Below are 21,002 nucleotides of genomic sequence, written 5' to 3'. Positions count from 1 at the left end.
CGCTCGATTTTCTCGTTTTTACGGTAAATTCGAACGTTTATTTTTAAACGTGAAATATAATAAGCACCACGTTGCTCGATTTGTTCAAAATCCTCTAGACAGAAGTAACCTAAATCTCGAATACAGAGGTCTTGTTTCTCCACCGTTTTCGCCAGCTTGGCACCATATAAACCATCACTCGTGCTGCCACTTCCTACGTCTACATGTAAAAAATCGCCGGTCTTAAGGTCGTATTCCAATTGAATTTTCACACCAGATGTATGAGCCCTCCCTCCGGATCCGGGATAACGGTGAGCATAGAGGTCTGGTAGCTGAAAAACCGTCGCATCTAGAATCCGAATCCGTTTGAAATAGCGGTCTAGATCGCAAGGGATGGGTGAAGAAGAGGCTAATTTTTTACGAAGAAGCATGGAAAAGATTTTCCTTAGAAAATCTACTCCTGATTCATTAAATTTTTGGTTAAGGCCCTCTGAACTCAGGGAAACGCTTCTGGAAGCATCCAGTTGACTACATAAGGATGTTAACGAATCGGTAGAAAGATCTTGATTTGAGAAAGAACATAAGAAGACGAAATCTTGAGCTGCCAGTTTTCCCTTACGCTGAATAAACCCAGTTTGTCGAGCTAGGTCTTCCAATTGAGTAAAAGAAAAATATTGCCGTAATTCTTGAACCATAAGTTGTACTTCTTCGTTGATGGAAAGGGAGGGCATCGGTTCCATAGAAAAGACCATCCTTTCTACAAATAAATAGATTTATAGAAAGAATATCCTATTTTTTCCTCTTTGGGGGTACGAGTTATGCTTAGCTTGATGGGCATGCGGTCGTACCCCTATAACAATCAACCGAAATACTCTTCCATTTTTCCTCTTTTATTCACTTATATCGTATTCTTGTTTTAATCGCTCCTCATAATTCTGATAAATATATTGTTTTACAAATCGATTACGAGCATCCAAATCTTCTTCTTTTCTAAACCACCCAACTTTCTTCACTCGCTCTGATAAGGGCTTTTGCAACCATATACTTAATGCTTCTTCTTCAAGCTTGGACTCCACTCTCTTTTGTGTAATGTGATCTGTGATTCGCCTTTGTCTTTCAGCCACGTGATCAACACTTTTCGGCAACTGACTTTGATATTCATTCAATTTTTCTAAAATTTTTGTTGCTTGATTAGAAACTGCAAGGTCATCTACTTTTTTATTTAATTCACCAATGTGTTGAAGCAAATGCTGAAATGATTCAGCCAATTGATTGACCGATTTCATCTCATTGGGGAGATTATTGGGGTTAGTTGGACTTATATAAGTCAGTTGTCCTGAGTCCTCTCCGTTTAAAGGGCTATCTGATGACATCATTTCAAAGATTTTCTTTATATTAGCAAGTGAAAAACCCTCTTCTCTTAATCTATTAATTTTTTGGTACTGTTCAATATCTTCCCTCGTGTAATAGCGATTATTTTGCTCATCTCTACGTACAATAATTAATCCGTCCATTTCCTTTTCCCAGTGACGTATTGTACCCGTAGACACATCAATTTCTTCTGCTACTTGAGATATTGAATAGATTTTTTCAACTCTCATAACCCCCTCCTCATTTGTAACCCACCTACAAGACAGTTGTATATAAAAATTCTAGCATTTTTAATAAATATATAAAACTACAATTAAATTCATTTCCATTCGTATAGAATTATAATTTCTTTTTTAATATCATATAAATCCTTTTCTAATATTTTTGTAAACATCTTATACACACCATTTTTTTCATTTTGTAACCCCTATACAATTGATTTGTAACCTCAATACAATCGAACTGTAACCTTTTATAAATTATCTGATTTCTACAAGGAAGATGCTTTATTTCAAAACTGGCTGGTTAGATCTTTCAGTTAAATATTGCTCCTAGAAAGGTGATTTTACCAATTATCTCCTTCACACAGTTGGATTACCATGGTATATTTTAAATATGTCGCATAATACAGCCTAATAATTTATAAGTTTTGATAATGCGTGATTATGTTTCCTAAAGTAATCCTATCTTAAAGCAAGGAAGGAAGGGAGAAGGGCCTTGGATTTGTTTACAGAGGAAATCGTGTATTACATCTGTGATCGGGTACTCAAAGATTCCGTTTTAGATGTATTTTATTTAATATCAACGAAGGATGGAGGAATCTCTAAGATTGATATTCTTCGGGAGTACCAATCTTCTTTAGGGATTGATCTATCTTCTCGAAAATTCCGATATACGGTAGATGAAGCTGTAGCCACACTTATTGGTACGACGTTTATCGATTTTTTTAAAGATGGAACAGCGGATAAATACTTTTTAACAAAAAATGGGGAAGTTGCTGCAGAACTGATGGGAAGACTTATTCAAGAAAAACCGGACCTTTTAAAAACCAGCAAGATTGTTTCCGCTGTGATGAAGAATGCAGCGATTTGATTTTCATATAAAGAGGGAGGGAATATAGGTGAGCAAAATTACAATTGATAACGTTTGGGAATTGGAGAGTTTTGTGAAGCAACGTGGAGCATCTTTAGGAACACAGTTTGGTTTTATCGGATTAGGGCAAGGTGGAGGAAAGATCGTAGATGCTTTTGCGGGAATCCGAAACCCGGTGAATCAGGAACCTTGTTATCCTGTTCTTTGTATCAATACCAACCAGGGAGATATTGATAGTTTAAAAAATGTAGATAAAAATAATCGGTTAGCCTTGAAGGGGAAAGAATTTGAAAAAGGGGCCGGTATGGATCCGGAAAAAGGTCGCGCTGCGATAGAGACCAATGGTGAGTCCGTATTTGGAGCTGTTCAACGTGTTATGAAAGATGCCGAAGTCATCGTCATTGTCGCTTCCTTGGGTGGGGGAACAGGAACCGGATCCATCAATATGCTTATTGATGTGTGTGCCGATTACATAGGAAAACCAGTGATGGCCATCGTGAGTCTTCCGAATCCACATATTGATGAAAACATCAATGCTTTTAATGCACTAAAAGAACTAACTGCTAAACTGGAAGAGATTCGTGAAGACGGTCAAGGCAGTCAGTATCGTGTTCTGGAAAATCTCATTATCCTTGACAATAAGAAAATTATTGAAGATCATCTGGAAGCCAAAGATCAAGGGGAAGAGGAAGCGACTCATCTTGCTTGGGATCGATATTCCAACTATAAAGTGGCTTCGATTCTTCACGAGTGGAACGTTGTAACGACTCTAGAATCCGATAAAACATTGGATGCAGAGGATTTTAAAAACAAGTTACTTTTAACAGGTGGACTTCTGACTTTTGCCAAAAAGAAAATTAATCTTCAAGAAACCAATCTCAAGAGTGAAGCGGACTTAATTCATGAAATTGTCTCTACGTATCGAGGGAAAAACGTCTTAGCCAATGGATTTAACTATGAACAGGATGCGATTGCATTCGGACTTCATGTCGTTATGCCTAAAAATAAAGAAGATATTCTAAATGCGAATACTCTTGAAAAGATTAATCGACGTTTACAAGAAGAATTAGAGGTGCCCATATATTATGGACGTTCTACCTGGGATTCAAAACATGCTTTGGTTTATACGATTGTTAGCTTACGAGGATTACCAGAGCGTGCGAAGTATCTAAGAGAAGAATCTGAAGAATTAATCCGCAAGCAACGGGAACGAGAAGAAAAATCCTCAGGATTTAATATTGACGGAGATCTCAATGTGAACCCGTTTAAGAAAACAGGAGCGAGATCCAGAATGGTAACCAACAGTGATGCACCGGTAAATCCTTTTGCAGTAAAAAAGGAAATCGCGGCAGCATCGTCTAACGAAGTCAAAAATCCATTTAAAATGAAAAGGAACTAAAGTTGAATTTACACAGGAGTTACGCTTTATGATGCATTATACTGTATAAAGACAATTAAACGATATAATTCAACTAATCATAAATAGGTAAAATGTAGATAATGAATTTTTTTGCGGGCGAAAGCCCGCATTTACTTTTCCAATGAAAAACAGACGATGATTGTTGTCATTCAGGATGTATTATGCTGTATAAAGACTCATTAAGCGTTATAAGACAGTCTTAAGCACAACTGTAACTGAAAATTGATTGCGAGTGAAAGCCTGCTTTTATTTTTCCTGCTCCATGGATGAAAATACTTTAGACTCCGGTGGACAGGCAGCATCAATGCCATTGATGAATCTATTAAATTAAGACCCTTAGAGAAGGATCGTATAGATTGTATCTGTTCCTTATATCCCGATATGGACAAGATAATGCAGTTTTATCAATGCAAAAAACCACTCCCGAAGGAGTGGTTTTCGCAGCGCACAAGGCATATTAAGTTATCTATATCATAGCATTAATTTCAAATTTTGACTAGTGATTTTTAAAATACATCTGGATAAATTTTCTTAAGTATTGTATAGTTTAATTAGCGCATAAGGAAGAGGCATGGTATACCCATGTGTCCTTTTACGGGACAAGTGTATAATCATCCTTTATTTCCTTACGTGTGTCGATTTTCGATAGACGTTTTTTTATTTTTTATAAAAGAATAAATCTCCAAGCTGGTAACTTGGAGATAATCGTTTGAGTGAAGTGCTGGTAACACTTGACTCGAGCATTAAGTTTTAATTTGAGATTTTGGTTGGTGGCCGTTAATCTCATCACAATAAATAAAAACTACAAGCCCTGTTTTCAAAAAATGAAAACCTGGGGTCGTCTTAAATATTGCCTTCTTTAGATAATTATACTTTTAATCCTAACTATTATCAATAATTACTACTGATATATTTACTTTTATTTTCGGGAGGTGAGTAGAATGATCCATCGTGACTTATGTAATCCTAATATGACCAAATCCTTTAGTTCCTTAAGAATGCAATTTAATTTCTTGCTATCTCGCTATGTCTGTTGGGATGGGTTCATTCCGCTCACCCTTTCTGAAATGGCCGAGAAGCTTCGTTGTGATAACCAATCCATACGCAAGTTCATCAAAAAAGGGATTCAAGATGACATGCTGCGTTTAGAAGGGGATCGACTCTATCTCAACAAAAAGGTAGATGAGTTCTCCCAGGGATATATTAAGCATTATCCATTCCTAGAATCTGCTGAATTCCGCTCCATGAGTGTACACGGCCAACGGTTTGTTCTGTATACCCTTTGGGCCGGGGTTCATACCGGCAGACCGTTAAAGCGTGATCTGTCTACTTTATATCATTCAAAAGAGGAAAGAAACGGAGTACTGAACCTTTATTATCGGGAACCTATTTACTTAGTCCTTGATGAGGTGCAGCAATTTCTTAAACTAGAAATTGTAACTGAAAAGAATAGAGAAATGGTACGAGTTACTGGTCTACAGGATCAGTATGCCTATCAAGAAGCTTTGGCCAATGAAGGAGAACAAAAGCTTCTTCAGGAAATTCTTTTGGATCATGGTGTGGACGAGCTGGTGTCCGCTACATCCCGTGAAGACATCTTAAAATTAAAGAAGCATTATCTTTCTTCCCTACAATCCGTAGGCTTGGAGTTATTTACCCATGCGCTGAAGAAACTTCTTTCCGTGCACAAGCTATATGAATTGGATATGCAAGGGGAAATAGGAAAATACCTTCGATCCATTTTGGTAGACTTAGAGCAAAAGATACTGCCCACCTTACACAAACAGGTCTTCTATGTGACAAAAGCCATTCAAACCATGGAAGATACGCTTGTTTCCGGCGCATCCCTATGGATCAAACGTTTTGAAAAACAAAAGCAGATTATAACCCAGGCGATTCAGAAGATCAAATCTAAGATAGATCCCCCTTGCGAGGAGAACATCCCCTTTGTCTTTTATAATTGGTTGGAAAACGTGTAAGACCGTCACTTTTTTAAAAATGATCTAGTGAACGGTCTATTGGTGCTGCCAAAAAACAATTACTCATCCCTTCTATTCGATTTCAAAGCTTATCGGTTGAATTTCACCGTGAAGAAGACATGAAAATCATGTTTTCTTCACTTTTTTTATGTCCTTTTCCCCCTAAAATCTGTGGAAATTAAAATATACAATTGTGGATTATAGAATTATCGAAGTGATTACTAGAAACGTGCTTGTGCATTCTATTTTAGGCCCTATGGATTCTTTCATGACAAACTCAAGAACCTTTGCCACACTTGGATTAAAACTAGCTCGATCATCATCCTAATGGTTTTTAAAAATGGCATTTAATAATTGAATTTTTATTTTAAATTAAATCACTATGACATTTTATATCTATTTTATTTTTCATTAACCAACTGAATAACCAAAAACAATATGATTTAAAAGGATAAATTTACCTATATTGGTATTTTAACCCCCTTAAATGAGTGTAGCTAAACGTATAGTTTAATAGATGATTGATTCTTTTGTATTTTGTGACTTATGATATCACATTTAACTGCACTTGAAGATGGAGGGGAAGGTAGAGCCGGTCCTGCACCAAAGGGTCACGGCAGGTGGGACGTTTTCCGTGACCCTTTGGTGCAGGACCTTAGTTACATAATCGACCTACGATCTAAACAACAGACTAAGTTAGTTAGTATTTATTTTTTGTTTGTTAGTAAGTGAGTAGGTTATGGGGTGTGTGAGTGTGGGGGGTAAGGGAGGGGAGAAATAGAAAAGAGGTGAGAGTAGATTTAAGGATGAGAGAGTGAGGGTAAATTCGAAGAGTTGGAAGGTGTATGGGGGGGCAGAGCGAGGGTAGATTTGAAAAGGATGTTGGATAAGTAAGCTGGCTATGGAATGGAGGAAGAGGATGTGCGGTATCATTTGTTGCGGTTTTTGATTCCGAGTCCTGGAAAGTATTTGGAGTTGAGAAACACCCTAGATGCGAAAATTTTGTATTTCAAGGATGAGACTGCTTGGGCGAACTTATTGATCTCTTTACAGCGACCGTGGTATCGTCGGATCATTTATCAACCTTGGGTGAGCTGGGAGATCCACGCGACGGCCGAAGCTATTCGTTATGTGGTATGGGTACCGGATTCGGAGATTGAGCGTGCCTTTAAGACCAAGTTTTACTCAGAGCAGCCGGAGATTGAAATTTTTGATTATGCTCCTTCGGATGTAGATTTTAGTCGTCCTCATGCAGGGATGAAGCTGCTTACGGAATCTCACTGGACGGTACCGATTAAAACCTATCATAACGAAGTGGTAGATACCCAATCAGAAATCATAGAGTTTCTTTCTACGTTGAAAGGGAGGCAAGAAATACGCCTGCAGTTTTTGGTTCAGCCGGCGTATCAAACGGAAAGGGATTTTCGCGGGATCTTACGTCAGTTTGAACGGGAATTAGAAGATGATCCATCTTTAGAGGAAGACAACAAGCTCTATGTTTCCGCTATTCAAGGGAAAAAGACGCGTCAATTATCCCGATTGTCGATCAAGGCCGTGGCTTTTGCTGATACGGAAAAAGAAGCCAAGCAGTTAGCGAAAGCTTGTGGTACTTCTTTGGGTACTTTTTCATCCGGTCGATTGAATGGTTTAAAAGGGCGAGAGTGGTGGTGGTTTCGGACGATCCGTCCGGTCTTTCGATACGAGTTTAAGCACCGGATTTATTCCATGGAGCGAATGAAACGCTATGTGATTTTAGGTTCGGAAGAGATGGCGGCAATGATGCGGCTTCCTTCCGGGAGAGTCACCCAAAACAAGCTGCAACGAATCAAAATGCGTCGAACCCCTTTGCCCCGAGAAGTGAAGCAGGTTTTGGAGGATCGGAAGCCCCTTTCGGTTACACTTGGTAAACATATTTATCACGGGGAGGAAACGGATGTCCCGCTTGATTTGGAGACTTTGCGTTATCATGCAGCCATCATCGGGTCTTCCGGGATGGGAAAATCTACCGCTCTTTATAACTTGGGTGAGGATATTGTCCATCTTTGGACGGAAGAGCAGCGTATTGGATTTACGGTGATTGATCCACATGGCGATCTTTGTAAAGATATTGCCGCCCGAATTCCTCCAGATAAACAATATTTGGTGCGATATGTGAAGTTTTCGGAGGGGGAGTTTCCCTTTAATGTGTACGATATTGATTTTCATGCTACGGAGGATAAAATCGCACAGAACGTGGCAGATGTCCTAAAGCGCACGTGGAAGGACTTTTGGGGCCCAAACATCGATGATAATTTCCTAAATGGAGGGATTGCTCTACAACGGGTCGGGGAGGCTAGTCTATCTAACTTACAACGGTTGTTGGAAGATCCAGTGTACCGGAAAACGGTGGTGGATCGGTTAAATCCAGATGATCCGTCTGAATCGGTTTTACGACGTTATTTTACCCATTTGGATGAACTGAGTGAACGGGATCATCAGCAAAAAACCAATTCTACCCTAAACAAACTACGAAAAATGACGTTATCCGGAACCCTTGGGCCGATGCTCGGGGCGTGTACAAACGGGATTCCGTGGCGGAAAAGCATGGATGAAGGGCAGATCAACCTGGTAGATTTAAGCGGCCTAACGAATGACGAAAAGAAGATGGTAGGGTCCTTGTGTCTTACGTTCGCGGAGCTGGCAGGAAAAAGCCGATCGGATACTACAGATCGTTCTCAATTACCATATCATATGATTTTCGTTGATGAAGCACCGACATTTATGGAACATTCGGCCGATGCGATCGAGTCCTTTGCTTCGGAGCTGCGTAAATTCAAAGTCTCCATTGTGCTTGGCATGCAGGGATTGAGAGGTCAGGTTCCCCCTGACATTAGCGATGCGATTTTCCGAAACTTTGGAACATTCATCTCCTTTCGGTTGGGGAATCCAGCTGACGCTAGGCAAGTACAGGAAGCCATGCATTCCGATTTATTAACCGAGCAAGATTTTCTTTCGATCGAACCGTATCATGCCTATGTTCGCATGCAAGTAGGGGATGAACGGACGTCGCCCTTTTTAGTTCGGATGAAACCGCCTGGTCAAGCCAAATTCGGGGATGCCATGGAAACGATCATTCAACGTTCCTTAGCGGAAGCCAAAACAGCGGAGGAGGAAGCCATTCGGAAGGAAATGGACAAGCGCCGAGTCCAGCAAGAAGCATTAGCCCGGAAAAAAGAACAGGATTCACAAGGATTTTCGGAAGCTCCAGGAGACGATCCAGGAGACGATCCGATTGTTGATCCTCCCGTAGAGGAAAAACAAGAATCTTTGATACCGGTTACTACGGTATCGACCAGTAAGGATGATGATGGATTTTTTTAAGAAAGGGGGAATGACATGGCCAAACCGATAGGACCGCGGGAAGAACAGTTACTCATTGATTTGTATCATTTTGTCTTTTTGGATTACGCTTTTCTAATGAAGTATTTATACGTGCATGAAGATGGCCGTCCCTTTCAAAAAAATTATGTTTATCGAGATGTGAAGGCGTTGGTGAATGAAGGCTATATCAAGATGGTGGCCGCTTCCAAAGAGTCCGGGAAAGGGGGACAACAGGCTATTTTATCGTTGGATACCAAGGGAGTGGAAGAAGTCCGCGAGATTTTAGGGGAAGCCAATTGGGACAGCCGATGGACACAGCGTACCCCTACGTTTATTCATCATTCCCTTCGTGTTGCTCACCTGACGGGAGCTTTCCGGTTAGCTGCCCCTTCGGACGGTTTAGAGTTCATGGAATTTATTTCTGAGAGAGAAGGTTTTCTTCAGTATGGAAACGAGAAAAAGAACGTGATACGCCCAGATGGCGCGTTTTTGTTTCGCCGGGTGAATCAAGATAAGGAATTTCATTTTCTTTATTTTTTAGAGATGGAGCGCAGTCGTCAAAAGCCGGAAGTTTCGAAGGAAAAACTGGTTCGCTACAACGAGTATGGCAAGCTAGCGGCATATGCCAAGCATCGAGCGGTTTATGTTCCGATTAATGCTGTTCGTGTTTTGTTTGTTTCAGATAAACCGAACGAGCGGGATCGTCTGATCAGTCATACGAAAGAGGTCGATACGTCTCATCTGAACGAGGTGATGTATAGCACTTATGAAGAGGTTTTGGACAACCCGTATGGTTCCGTTTGGAAAGCCAAGAATTCAAGTGATCCACAGCGGTTATATATGATTGCCAACCGCGTGCAATAAGGAAAGGAGGTCTTGAGATGGGGTATGACGTGAAAAGAAAAGAATCGGGCGTTTCCGGCCGTAGTGGAGGTATGCCGGGATGGGTCCAAAGATTGTTGGTGAACGTCATGTGGGTGCTTGTTGTTTTTGGGGTGTTTATGGGAACGGGGATCTTTGCTTACTCGCGATATGAACCGTTTCAAAAAGCCGTCGATGAACTGTGGGGGTTCACCCATCCCTTCTACGTAACCTATGGGATCTGGCCGACATTAGGAGTTGCCGTACTGATTATCGCCGCTGTCTGGGCCTTGATTGAAGAAATGGATCGTAAAGAAAAGAAAAGAGAAGCCATGAAGGAATGGATGAAATGAGTGGAGGTGACTAGCATGGAAAAACGCAAATACCCTAGAACGGTATTACGAAAGCGCATAGTGAAAATAGTGTTTTGGACGATGACCGGGTATGTCGTAATCGCATCTACGTTTGCTCTCATTCGTCCTACTTCACCCACCCCGGTTCAAGCCCAAGTGCAGGAGCAAAAGCCGATGAATCCCGCCACAGGACCCGGTGTGGGTAGTTTTGCTAATAATTTAGCTTATGAGTATTTTCTATGGAATAAGGACCCTAAAGTGCTTGAAGAGCGTAAGAAGCGATTAGCCCCATATCTGATGGAAGGCATCGATCCTCAAGCTGGGTTAGGTATTGAGGGGTTGGATTCCAGCTCTAAGCTGATGAAAAGCCAAGTATGGGATATCGAAGAAACCGGTCCTAACCAGGCGAAAGTGACTTTACGCGTCCAATATACCTTGACCGAAAACAACCAACCGGCTTACAAAATCAAATACTTTGTGGTTCCGATAACATCTGATGGAAAATCCTTTGTTGTCTATGATATTCCCTATTTTGTCCCGACACCCAAGAAGCCGGAGATCCAACCGGAGCCAGAAAAAGCATCGGCGGACATCATCCACGATTCCACCCTCACGACTGCCATCTCCAATTTTTTAGACAGCTTTTTCAAAGTCTATGCCACAGGAAAGCCAGAAGAAATTACCTATTTCAGTAAAATCAATACGATTGAAGGATTACATGGGACGTTAGATTTCGTGACCGTGAAAAAGGTGGAGGTTTATCCAACCAAACAGAGTGATGTATATGAAATCCATACTCAAGTGACGTTTGCCGAAAAAGGCATGAAAACGAAATTCCATACTCCTTTTGTGTTGAAGCTCCAAAAAGAGAAGGAACGCTGGTTTGTGATGGATTTAAAACATGAGGAATAGGGAGGCAAGAGGGATATGAACTTTGGAGAAAACATTCAAAACTGGTTTTCGGTGCAGATTGGTGCGGTGTTTATGGTGGTTTTAGGGGCTTTAGCCATTGTGTATCTGATCCGACGAGAATTTAGCAAATTTATTGGTTTTTTTGTCTTTGCCTTGATGGTCTCGGTGTTTGTCTTCTTCCCGGAATCCATAAAAACCCTAGGGAAATCGGTATTTGATAAGGTATTCGGGGCATGAGGAAGAAAACACGGAAGTGGAGGGGAGCTTGATGCGACGAATGCGCACCTATACGAGTGTTTGGAAAGTCCCAAAGATGTTATACGGAATACAGGATATCGCGTTTCCGATGCCTATTAGTTATCGACAGATCGGATTTTTTATTGGCGGTGTTGGCTTGATGTGGGGATTGGATCAATTTCCACCCTTCAGTTTTATTGGTTTACCGTTGGTGGAATATCTCGTCATCCCAGGATTTATCTCGTGGTTTTTCACGAAACAGTTGTTGGATGGGAAAGCTCCGCACCGGTTCATTCTACGTTGGATCGCTTTTCAGCTATCCCCGCATGAACATAATCGGTACAAGGAAATGTCTCGTCCAAAAAATCCTTATCGATACTGTTCCTTAGTCGGATACCGGAAGTTGAGTGTTACGGAAGGAGGTCAATCCCATGATTGAATTTCCTATACGATACTACGAGGGGAATCTGGTGTTTTCGCAAGATGAGGAATGGGTGTATTATGAGATCCCCGGATACAACTATGATTTTTTATCTGATGAAGAAAAGGATCTGGAATTTCGCCGTTTAGAAAGTTTTTTCTGGCAGATCAACGCGGATCTGCACTTGCTTATTCTCCCGGATTTTCAGAGTATCCGGGAAAAGCATGACCGATTTAAGGAGACTTTGTCCGGTCCCGTCGTGGATGCCGCCATTCAGCATGCAGAAGATTCCGTTTCCGTGTTGGAACAACGGCACGGCCATGAAGGGACAGAATACCGATTTTACTTGGGGGTCAAATTGCCGAAGCCAGAGAAGGATAGGTTTAATCTCTTTCGTGAAATCAAGGAAGCGTTCAAGGACTTTTTCCATACCGTTCATGAAAGCGCGGGGATCGAAGGGCCGGACATCCTGGAAGAAGACATTCAACGTCATCGGAAAAATGAAAAACGTGTTTTTACAAAAATCTCAAACCGATTGTATGGCGAACCGGTGGACGAAGAGACGATTCAATGGATGATCCGTCGAAATTGGTATCGTGGGATGGGAAAAGCCCCGGTTTTGCATCAATGGAGCCCGGCTTATACCGTCCATGTAAAAGAATTTGAGGATGGGGATATCCAAGTTCGCCGTCCTGTTTATCGCGATCTCTTACGGCTAACGGAAGGTTTAATCGATGAGAGCCCTGGGCGAAGCCTGAAAATCAAACAAGTCTTGGATGGGGAAGACCGGGAGGGTCATGTCGCTTTCTTGACGATCTCCAACGTGCCTTATGAAATGATCCATCCCGGTGATGAATGGTTATATGCCATACAAAGCTTGGACTTTCCTGTGGAAGTCTCGATCCGAACGGAAACGATGGAAAATCGTAAAGCCTTGGTTGCCGTTCGCAATAAACAAATGGAGCTGAAAGACCAGGACCGGCATGCCCAGGAGACGGATCATGATACGAGCTTGACCGTTCTGGAAGGGCGGGCCGAGTCTCACGAATTAGAGGCTCATTTACAGCGGACACGGATGCCGCTACTTCTAACATCAATCGTATTATGCGTTTCGGCTCCTACCGAGGATGAATGTAAGCGCCGGACGGATATTGTCAAAGATCTATTCCATGACATGATGATTCAGGTGGAGCAGCCTTACGGTGACCAGTGGTTGGCGTTCAATGAATTTCTTCCGGGATCAAAACGGTTTATTGACGATTACATTCATTACATGGAACCGGGAACCTTGGCGGGAGGTATGTTTGGGGCCACCAAACAAATTGGAGACGGACAGGGGTTTTATATTGGGTTTACCGGGATTTTGAATCAGCCAGTTTACATCACACCTAATCGGGCGGCTCAAGGCATACGGGGGACTAAAACCAATGCCCTTTCCGCTTGTTTTTTAGGATCCCTAGGCGGTGGGAAATCTTTTTCATCCAACCTGATCACTTATTTAAGTGTATTGTCTGGAGCCAAGGCACTGGTCATTGATCCGAAGGGGGGCGCGACACGTTCCTAACTGAAAAGGTTAGGCGCTGTTGAGCACAAAAAGTTCACAGTGAACTGTCATTCCGAGAAGTCAAATGATAGGGTAACGCCTTGAAGGGCTTCCTCTAATCCTCCGACATGCAGGAAGATGAGCAAGAATCAAACTGTATGAAGCTCGGTGAAGTCGGCTGAGAGCTACCGTAAGTCATAAGACACGAAAGCTGTCCAGAGGTGGACGGTGTAGCCTATAGGCCGGGAGTCTACAAAACACTCATGGTTAGGATGCACAAAAGAACCAGAGCGACCGATGGTTGTGCAGACGAATCTCTGATGGTACGGGTCTATATCGGGAGCAAGTCGAAAGGCTTGCTGGCACATCTAGTGTCGCTACTGTGGGCGAGTAAAACTCTCCTTTATGAAAACCCATATATCGTTACAGGCGATATCCAAGTAGCAGGCTCATAGGAGAAACCTAAAAGTGTCATGTACAGATAGGATTGACGGAACGTGGTAAGCTACCAACGTAGAAGGCTTGCTTCTGATGAAACGGTTCTAGGGAAAGCACTAATGAGATTAGTTAGCTGTATAACCTAGATTTATGGTAGTGAAAGTGGTGGCACAGTACTGATGAAGCGTGTAATGAACGCAGAGGGTTAGCCACTAGTCGTTGAAGATTGACAGTTACTAACGGTTAACATGGTTTCGAGTAAGACTAAGAGATGTAGTTTCTCCAGAAAGGAGACTACAGCCCATGTTGAAGAAAGCCAAGTTAAGACATAGCGAATATTACGACATGCAAACGATGTATGATGAATTATATTCTAGAAGTCTTAACGGTAACAACTTCTATAAGTTAATGGATATTATCGGTTCAGAACAAAACATTAGACTGGCATACAGAAATATTAAAACCAATAAAGGTAGTAAGACCGCCGGAGTTGACGGATTAACCATTAAAGACATCTGGCACCTGAATGATACACAGATTGTCCATGAAGTCAGGAAGCGATTGGAAAAGTATAACCCACAATCTGTCAGAAGGGTTTTTATTCCTAAAGAAGGAAGCCATAAAATGCGTCCACTAGGGATACCTACTATTTGGGATCGATTAGTTCAGCAGAGCATATTACAAGTTTTAGAACCCATATGCGAAGCGAAGTTTCACAAACACAGCTATGGATTCAGACCCAATAGAAGTACCCATCATGCATTAAGTCGAATGATTAGCCTCATAAATATAGGTAATCACCATTACTGCGTTGACATCGATATCAAGGGATTCTTTGACAATGTAAACCATGGAAAATTACTTAAGCAAATGTGGACCTTGGGAATAAAAGATAAGTCCTTATTCTGTGTGATCTCTAAAATACTGAAATCCGAAATCGAGGGTGAGGGAATCCCAACAAAAGGAACACCGCAAGGTGGGATCATATCTCCACTTTTGTCCAACATTGTTCTTAATGAACTCGATTGGTGGATAAGCAACCAATGGGAAACCTTTAAACCAAGAAATGCGAGATCAACAGGATTTCTGCAGTATGCGAGAAAATACACAAACCTGAAAGACGGGTATATCATCCGATACGCTGACGATTTCAAGATCATGTGTAGAACTTATCAAGATGCCAAGCGATACTATCATGCAACCATTGACTTCTTGCGTAAAAGACTTGGACTCGAAGTCAACGAGGAAAAATCTAATGTGGTTAATTTGAAAAAGAATGCATCCTCTTTCTTAGGATTCAAAATTAAATCCGTTCAACAGGGCAAGTCCAAACATGGATATGTCGCTAAATCTAGTATGACGGATTGGGCCATAGATAAAACGAAAAGAATCTTAAAGAAACGAATTAAAGAAATTCAAACATCTCCGAAGTCTGAGAATGTACTAAAATTTAACATTACCTTAATTGGAATACAAAACTATTACAAGTATGCCACAAAAATTTATCTTGATCTAACGGATATTAACTACATCCTACTGAAAACCATTAAATCTAGACTTAAAAATCATTGTAAGGTCATGAAGTTTAGTGAAACATCTGAGAAATTCCAGAAGAGAGCGGATGGGATCAAGGGTTACACGAAAGTGTATGCAGTACAAAATACACCTCTACTTCCTATTACCGGTGTTCATCATAAAAGCCCTATGAATTTCTCGCAAGACACTTGCAGTTACACAGCTGAGGGACGCGATAAAATTCACAGCAATTTAAGGGCAATACCAAGAGATGTATAAGGCAAGTCATGTCAACCTATTCTAAAACTAGGAGTATAGAATACAACGACAATAGGATCTCAAAATACATCGCGCAGTATGGTCAATGCTATATCACGGGTGAATGGATTGGAGTAGATAGGGTACACTGTCACCACATCAAACCCTTGAAAAATGGTGGTACGGATAAATACAGCAATCTTGTCATTATGGATTATCTTGTACACAAATTGATTCATTTAATAGATAAGAAGAAAATTATCGCCATCATCAAAGCTCTCCGCCTCTCAGTAAAACAACTAGAAAAACTCAACCGCCTTAGAATGGAGTCTGGAAATAAACCGATAGTATTATCGAATTAACTTATCATGTCAGTTGGAAACGATGGAACGCTGAGTGCCTTGAAAGAGGCGCGCTCAGTGTGAAGTGGGGGAAAAGGTAGAGATCATATCAAAGCCTTACCTATCACTATAGCGCGGGAACTGGAAACAAGATTTAAAGGCGCTGGAAGGTCATATTAACATCATTACGTTGTCCACGAAGGAGGACGATCGGGGTAAACTGGATCCCTTTTCGATTTTTGAGGACGTGAAAGATGCGGAAGCTCTAGCACTCAATATCTTGACGTATTTTACTGGCGTCCAGATGAATGACTCGAATCGTTTTCCCAAACTGAGTAAGGCAGTGAAACAAGTGGCCGAATCCGATCGGCCGTCTTTAAGTGCCGTGGTGGATGTCCTTTTGCTAAGTGATGATCCGGAAAGCATGCAGCTGGGAGAACACATTCGAGCGTTTCAAGAGCTGTCGTTTGCCCGATTGCTGTTTGGGGATGGGGATCGATCCCGAGCCATTCAATTTCATACTGCATTGAATGTCCTGCAAATCCAGGACTTGGAGCTGCCTGCTCCTGAAACCGATCCGGCTCAATATACCCTGTCGGAAATGCTGTCCGTGGCCATGATGCTGCCCATATCCAGCTTTGCTCTCAAGTTCATTCAGGGTGACCGCAGCCAGTTTAAAATTGTCCTCATGGATGAAGCCTGGGCGGTTTTGAACACATCCCAAGGGAGAAATTTATCTTCTCGTTTGGTGAGGGCCGGACGGTCGATGAATGCCGGGATTTACTTTGTCACGCAGAATGCGAATGACTTGTTAAGCGAAAAGATCAAAAACAGTATTGGGATGAAATTTGCGTTCCGAAGCACCGATCCGGACGAAATTAGAAATGTTCTGAAGCTCTTTAATTTGCGGGATACTGAGTTTAACCGCAACATCATTAGCGAGCTACAGAACGGCCAATGCTTAATGCAGGATATCTATGGACGTTGCGGGGTGATTACCTTCAATGCGTTATTTGCCGATCTATTTAAAGCCTTCGATACTCGTCCTCCAGAAAGAAAAAAAGTACAAAAACGAGAGAAGGTGCTGTCTTCATGAAACGGATAGGACTTTTGATTATGTTATTTATCATGTCGCTGGTTACTGTTGCTTGCGGTGGTGACAACGTCAGTGAAGGGGAGACTGTTAATGGTTTAAAACCTAGTGATATTCCTGTGAAATATACACAGGATGTTATTCAAAATGATGGTGATGGAATGAATAATCTTTTAGCAAAAAAAACTAAATTTTATCCGAATGCAATGCCTCCTAAAAACAATATAGAGTTACAAAACTATCAATTAACTGAATGGAAGTTCGATGATGATACGTATTACTATCTGATAGAATATATCGATCCACGAGACAATCTGGTTCACAAGGAAGATTTCAGAGTCATTCGGACTCAAGATGGGTGGAAAAAAGATTCGTATGGAGATACGCCTAGTTTTGAGGAAATCGTTAGCAAACTAGAGAAAAACAAAAAAGTGTTACGGGAGCTGAATGCCAAATGAGGTATTGGCTCGGATTTTTTTGTTCCTTGCTTTTGGTTTTGGTATTGATGGTAGGTGCGATTCATGCAGAAACCATCGAAGATAATCTGATTCCGACGGATACGAAAGCATATGAAGGGCAAGTTCAACTTAAATATAACCAGTATGAAAATTCGCGGTATCAGATGGACTTGTATTTAGATGAAATACAAAATCCCTTTAATCTTTCAGGGAAAATAAGCGATTCCGTTTATGCTTGGTACCATGATCATGTTATGAATGGCATCTGGATGGCTCACTTGGTTCTTTTCCAATTTGTCATGAAAGTGGTGTCCGAAGCCTTTCAACTAGATTTTATTAGCAGTATCATTACCGAGATCTCCGCAGCGCTTCAATCCGTGGCCGGTTTTGATCAAGGAGGGTTCCGGGATAATGGAGTTTGGCCGTCCCTTATAATCCTGATTATTACGGTTGTGGGAACTTGGGCAGCCTATGTCGGGATGATCAAACGAGAAACGTCCCGCGCCTTTTCCGGATTGCTGTCTATGATCTTGATTTTCGCTTTATCCTTAGGATTTTTCGCGCAGTCGGATAAAATTTTAACTCTTTTCAACGGTTGGTCAAGAGACTTGCAAACGAACATATTGAATGCTTCCTCTAATATCATTTCACCAGGATCAAACTACACGCAGAATGAAGGGATTGCGGCGATTCATAACCAAATGTTTGATGTGATGGTCTATAGACCGTACTTATTTCTTCAATATGGAACTGGTGATGAATCAAAGATAGGAAAGGAACGTATTAATGATCTGCTGAAGTTGCAGTATGGAAGTGAAGAAAGAAACAAAGAGGCGGAAAAAGAAGTACAGCAATTTGGAAATACCATGATGAGTAAAGAGGGGATGAAAAGCCGGGGATGGTTTATTGGTCTTGTCTTCGTTGCCAACCTTATTCTTTCATTCATGATGCTGTTGATGGCGGCGGCCATCATCCTCTATCAAGTGGTCTTTATTGCCCTCATTCTGTTTGCGCCGGTTCCGCTTTTAATTGCTTTGGTTCCGAGTTGGCAGCAAACCGCGTTTAATTGGGCGATGAAGTGTTTGCATGCCCTGTTAATGAAAGTGGGCTTTGCTTTATTAATGACGATTATTTTTACGATTTCAACCATCTTGTACAAATCGATCAGTATGGATTCTCACGGGTATCTGTTCGTGTTAGGCATGCAGATCCTTTGTTACATTGGGATTTGGCTGAAGCGAAAAGAGCTGTTTTCCTTTGTGGCCACCACAACAGCGGGTGTAGTCAGCACGACAAGAGGATCGTTAGACAGTTATCGGGAGTATCGTTCCCGTATGCGGGAAGTCATGCACAGTGTGCCAGGGGCGGCCGCAGCACTTCGAAGCGGGAAGTTTGGGGTAAAAGAAGCGATTCGAGGGAAGATGCGGAATGGGGTTTCGGGTGCTTCTCAGAAAAATCATGGATATGTGGAACGTGATATCCATCCCGCGTTGACGCATAAATGGTCTCGCGCGTCAGCGGAATACCAGCAAGCACGGGATGAAGTTTCAGCAGCCAAAGAGGCTAAAGAACCACGTCCACAAACCTCTCGAACGTTCCCCATGGCCAATCATGGAGTTGTTGATCGTGATTCTATCCGGAAGCCAAACGTTCAAACGGGGAGTGAGAGAAATATCCATAACCAGGAGTCACACTCGTTGGTGGATCGTCACCAGGGGGAGCGGGTAACCCAAGCGAAAACCATTCAGCAACAAAACAACCGGATTGAACAAACGAGGGAATCAAATGGGCAGAATCAGATGGTCAATCGACATGTTCAATCTCAGGATTCGCATGTCCTTCATGTGAATGAAAAGCTAAACCGGACAATTTCAGAACATCAGGCGATCACACGGAATGAAAATACTACGCAGCAATCCCATGTTATCCAAGAAGTGAAACGGAATCGGACCAACCATCAAACGGAGCAGCGGAATCTACATCAGGTGGTGGAACGGACGGTAGTTAGGAATGAAACCAAAGAAAACCATACTGGGCAAACCGTTGAACCTCAACCATCTAGTCATCCTACTAATACACGTCGGAGCCTGATTCCGTGGAGAAAGAAAAAAGGGTGATTTCCATGCTGAATTTTGATTATAATCGCCGTTCCGACCGGATCAAGCTATTCCTTTTGATTTTCGTCTGTTTTTCGATTGTTAGCTGGACTATCGTCTTATTATCCGGCGGGTTTGATGATCCGCCGGACGAGTCCGTTTCTCTGTCATCGAACCCTGCTGTGAGAGAACATTTATTACCATCTTCCACCCCTGCGGTTACATCAGCTACGGCGTCAAAGGAAGTAATACCAATACTCACAGAGACCGAACAAAATAAATCCCGGGAGGTTGCCAAGCTTTTTGCTGAAGCCTATTACACCTATGATGCGAAACAACCTGATCAATATTTTGAGCGAAGTAAGCTCTATATGTCGGATCGAATGGTCGAACGAGAGAAGAAGATGATTCGGCGGCAGACCTTGGATCGAAATCAAACGCGGGTGAAAAGCTCTAAAGTCCTCCAGGTTGATCATGACGATCCTGATGAAATGATATGGAGTGTGGTGATAGAGGGGGAGGCGGTTACCGCTTCTGGAACCTCTCATCCGGAAACCCAAGAGTTTTTTGTAACGTTACGCAAAATCAACGGGGAATGGAAAGTGACAGACTATAAAATTGAAAGTGGGGGTGATTGATCATGGAGGAATTTTCTCCCCAGGTTGAGCCCTCACCGGGATTGGCTCGGATGTTAGCCCAGCGAGCAGTCAAGAATTTGGCTAAAAAAACCGTGAAGTCAGCGGCCACTTCAACTATGAGCATCAAACTTTTTATCGCTATGGTTATCTTCGTGATTCTTATGCTCGTGGCCTTGGTCATCCTACCGATGATGGTCTTGAATATGGGGGATTCGAGGTATTCGTTTATCACCGGTGGGCAAATTTCAATTTTTGGTGAAGCTGAGATTCCAGCTGAGTTTCTCCCCATTTATCAAGAGGCTGAAGCAAAGTACGGGGTTCCTTGGAACTTGTTGGCGGCGATCCATCGGGTAGAAACCTCGTTTTCACAGGATGTTGCGGTCAGCTCGGCCGGGGCGATAGGTCACACGCAGGTGCGCCCATAAGGGCAATTAAGAAATCACCCGTTGGCAAGGGTGCAGGTAATTGGTCGCAATGAATAACCTGTCGTCACTCAACTTATCCGGGAGGGAAACTGAACGGGGAGTGTAGCATGTTGAGAAAGCCATAAGTTACCGAACTACCACGGTACGACTGAGTGGCAAGACGAAAAGTCATAAACAAGGATGAAAGCTAAACTGCTTGAACGATAGTCCGA

At 42.1% G+C, this 21,002-nt stretch carries 17 protein-coding genes and 2 pseudogenes; 17 read left to right on the top strand and 2 right to left on the bottom strand.

Going from position 1 to position 21,002, the window contains the following annotated elements; all coding sequences use genetic code 11:
- A partial coding sequence (locus EIZ58_RS31270) for an IS4 family transposase (RefSeq protein ID WP_167578082.1) occupies positions 1-719 on the bottom strand: 719 nt, incomplete at its 3' end.
- Between the two features lie 150 nt (positions 720-869).
- On the bottom strand, positions 870-1,580 hold the full coding sequence (locus tag EIZ58_RS31265) for a MerR family transcriptional regulator (RefSeq protein ID WP_134704955.1): 711 nt from the start codon (positions 1,578-1,580) through the stop codon (positions 870-872).
- A gap of 487 nt (positions 1,581-2,067) precedes the next feature.
- On the opposite strand from EIZ58_RS31265, the gene EIZ58_RS31260 reads away from it, so the two are divergent.
- From EIZ58_RS31260 to EIZ58_RS31180, 17 genes and pseudogenes are all read left to right on the top strand, one after another.
- Complete coding sequence (locus tag EIZ58_RS31260) at positions 2,068-2,442, top strand: hypothetical protein (RefSeq protein ID WP_134704954.1); 375 nt, start codon at positions 2,068-2,070, stop codon at positions 2,440-2,442.
- Between the two features lie 28 nt (positions 2,443-2,470).
- Positions 2,471-3,841, top strand: coding sequence for an FtsZ/tubulin family protein (locus EIZ58_RS31255; RefSeq protein WP_134704953.1), 1,371 nt, complete (start codon positions 2,471-2,473; stop codon positions 3,839-3,841).
- Positions 3,842-4,803: 962 nt separating this feature from the next.
- The gene (locus tag EIZ58_RS31250) at positions 4,804-5,841 is read left to right on the top strand and encodes a hypothetical protein (RefSeq protein WP_134704952.1); all 1,038 of its coding nucleotides are present in this window, start codon (positions 4,804-4,806) and stop codon (positions 5,839-5,841) included.
- Positions 5,842-6,762: 921 nt separating this feature from the next.
- Complete coding sequence (locus EIZ58_RS31245) at positions 6,763-9,201, top strand: ATP-binding protein (protein ID WP_134704951.1); 2,439 nt, start codon at positions 6,763-6,765, stop codon at positions 9,199-9,201.
- A 15-nt stretch (positions 9,202-9,216) separates the two neighbouring features.
- Complete coding sequence (locus EIZ58_RS31240; protein ID WP_134704950.1) at positions 9,217-10,065, top strand: replication-relaxation family protein; 849 nt, start codon at positions 9,217-9,219, stop codon at positions 10,063-10,065.
- 17 nt (positions 10,066-10,082) lie between these two features.
- Entirely contained in the window at positions 10,083-10,415 is a 333-nt protein-coding gene (locus EIZ58_RS31235) for a hypothetical protein (protein WP_134704949.1), read from the top strand.
- Between the two features lie 15 nt (positions 10,416-10,430).
- Complete coding sequence (locus EIZ58_RS31230) at positions 10,431-11,327, top strand: conjugal transfer protein (protein WP_134704948.1); 897 nt, start codon at positions 10,431-10,433, stop codon at positions 11,325-11,327.
- 15 nt (positions 11,328-11,342) lie between these two features.
- Positions 11,343-11,564: a hypothetical protein gene (locus EIZ58_RS31225; RefSeq protein WP_134704947.1), complete on the top strand. Its 222-nt coding sequence runs from the start codon at positions 11,343-11,345 to the stop codon at positions 11,562-11,564.
- 31 nt (positions 11,565-11,595) lie between these two features.
- Positions 11,596-12,003, top strand: coding sequence for a conjugal transfer protein (locus tag EIZ58_RS31220; protein WP_134704946.1), 408 nt, complete (start codon positions 11,596-11,598; stop codon positions 12,001-12,003).
- Complete coding sequence (locus EIZ58_RS31215) at positions 11,996-13,549, top strand: ATP-binding protein (RefSeq protein ID WP_134704945.1); 1,554 nt, start codon at positions 11,996-11,998, stop codon at positions 13,547-13,549. Before EIZ58_RS31220 ends, EIZ58_RS31215 begins: the two co-directional genes overlap by 8 nt.
- Before the next feature lie 251 nt (positions 13,550-13,800).
- The gene (locus tag EIZ58_RS31210; protein ID WP_240689478.1) at positions 13,801-13,983 is read left to right on the top strand and encodes a hypothetical protein; all 183 of its coding nucleotides are present in this window, start codon (positions 13,801-13,803) and stop codon (positions 13,981-13,983) included.
- 286 nt (positions 13,984-14,269) lie between these two features.
- Positions 14,270-16,101 (top strand): annotated as a pseudogene (gene ltrA / locus EIZ58_RS31205) (group II intron reverse transcriptase/maturase).
- 124 nt (positions 16,102-16,225) lie between these two features.
- A pseudogene (locus tag EIZ58_RS31200) lies at positions 16,226-17,176 on the top strand (ATP-binding protein); the annotation flags it as partial.
- Positions 17,173-17,631 carry a hypothetical protein gene (locus tag EIZ58_RS31195; protein ID WP_134704942.1) on the top strand — a complete coding sequence of 153 codons (459 nt, stop codon included), beginning with the start codon at positions 17,173-17,175 and terminating at the stop codon, positions 17,629-17,631. The pseudogene EIZ58_RS31200 and the gene EIZ58_RS31195, both read left to right, overlap by 4 nt.
- Positions 17,628-19,748 (top strand): CD3337/EF1877 family mobilome membrane protein, encoded by a 2,121-nt coding sequence (locus EIZ58_RS31190; RefSeq protein WP_134704941.1) that lies wholly within the window; start codon positions 17,628-17,630, stop codon positions 19,746-19,748. Before EIZ58_RS31195 ends, EIZ58_RS31190 begins: the two co-directional genes overlap by 4 nt.
- A 5-nt stretch (positions 19,749-19,753) precedes the next feature.
- Positions 19,754-20,365 (top strand): hypothetical protein, encoded by a 612-nt coding sequence (locus EIZ58_RS31185; RefSeq protein ID WP_167578081.1) that lies wholly within the window; start codon positions 19,754-19,756, stop codon positions 20,363-20,365.
- 2 nt (positions 20,366-20,367) lie between these two features.
- Complete coding sequence (locus EIZ58_RS31180) at positions 20,368-20,790, top strand: transglycosylase SLT domain-containing protein (RefSeq protein WP_134704939.1); 423 nt, start codon at positions 20,368-20,370, stop codon at positions 20,788-20,790.
- The last annotated feature ends 212 nt before the right edge of the window (positions 20,791-21,002 follow it).

This window comes from Ammoniphilus sp. YIM 78166 (genome assembly GCF_004522215.1).
In the GTDB taxonomy this organism is placed as follows: Bacteria; Bacillota; Bacilli; order Aneurinibacillales; family RAOX-1; genus YIM-78166.
This window is presented reverse-complemented; position numbering and strand designations above follow the sequence as displayed.

What these genes read in the sequence shown, in the direction of transcription:
- EIZ58_RS31215 (WP_134704945.1), top strand. Translation starts at nt 11,996, where the DNA reads ATGATTGAATTTCCTATACGATACTACGAGGGGAATCTGGTGTTTTCG.
- EIZ58_RS31230 (WP_134704948.1), top strand. Translation starts at nt 10,431, where the DNA reads ATGGAAAAACGCAAATACCCTAGAACGGTATTACGAAAGCGCATAGTG.
- EIZ58_RS31220 (WP_134704946.1), top strand. Translation starts at nt 11,596, where the DNA reads ATGCGACGAATGCGCACCTATACGAGTGTTTGGAAAGTCCCAAAGATG.
- EIZ58_RS31195 (WP_134704942.1), top strand. Translation starts at nt 17,173, where the DNA reads ATGAAACGGATAGGACTTTTGATTATGTTATTTATCATGTCGCTGGTT.
- EIZ58_RS31210 (WP_240689478.1), top strand. Translation starts at nt 13,801, where the DNA reads ATGCACAAAAGAACCAGAGCGACCGATGGTTGTGCAGACGAATCTCTG.
- EIZ58_RS31185 (WP_167578081.1), top strand. Translation starts at nt 19,754, where the DNA reads ATGCTGAATTTTGATTATAATCGCCGTTCCGACCGGATCAAGCTATTC.
- EIZ58_RS31180 (WP_134704939.1), top strand. Translation starts at nt 20,368, where the DNA reads ATGGAGGAATTTTCTCCCCAGGTTGAGCCCTCACCGGGATTGGCTCGG.
- EIZ58_RS31235 (WP_134704949.1), top strand. Translation starts at nt 10,083, where the DNA reads ATGGGGTATGACGTGAAAAGAAAAGAATCGGGCGTTTCCGGCCGTAGT.
- EIZ58_RS31240 (WP_134704950.1), top strand. Translation starts at nt 9,217, where the DNA reads ATGGCCAAACCGATAGGACCGCGGGAAGAACAGTTACTCATTGATTTG.
- EIZ58_RS31265 (WP_134704955.1), bottom strand. Translation starts at nt 1,580, where the DNA reads ATGAGAGTTGAAAAAATCTATTCAATATCTCAAGTAGCAGAAGAAATT.
- EIZ58_RS31190 (WP_134704941.1), top strand. Translation starts at nt 17,628, where the DNA reads ATGAGGTATTGGCTCGGATTTTTTTGTTCCTTGCTTTTGGTTTTGGTA.
- EIZ58_RS31250 (WP_134704952.1), top strand. Translation starts at nt 4,804, where the DNA reads ATGATCCATCGTGACTTATGTAATCCTAATATGACCAAATCCTTTAGT.
- EIZ58_RS31225 (WP_134704947.1), top strand. Translation starts at nt 11,343, where the DNA reads ATGAACTTTGGAGAAAACATTCAAAACTGGTTTTCGGTGCAGATTGGT.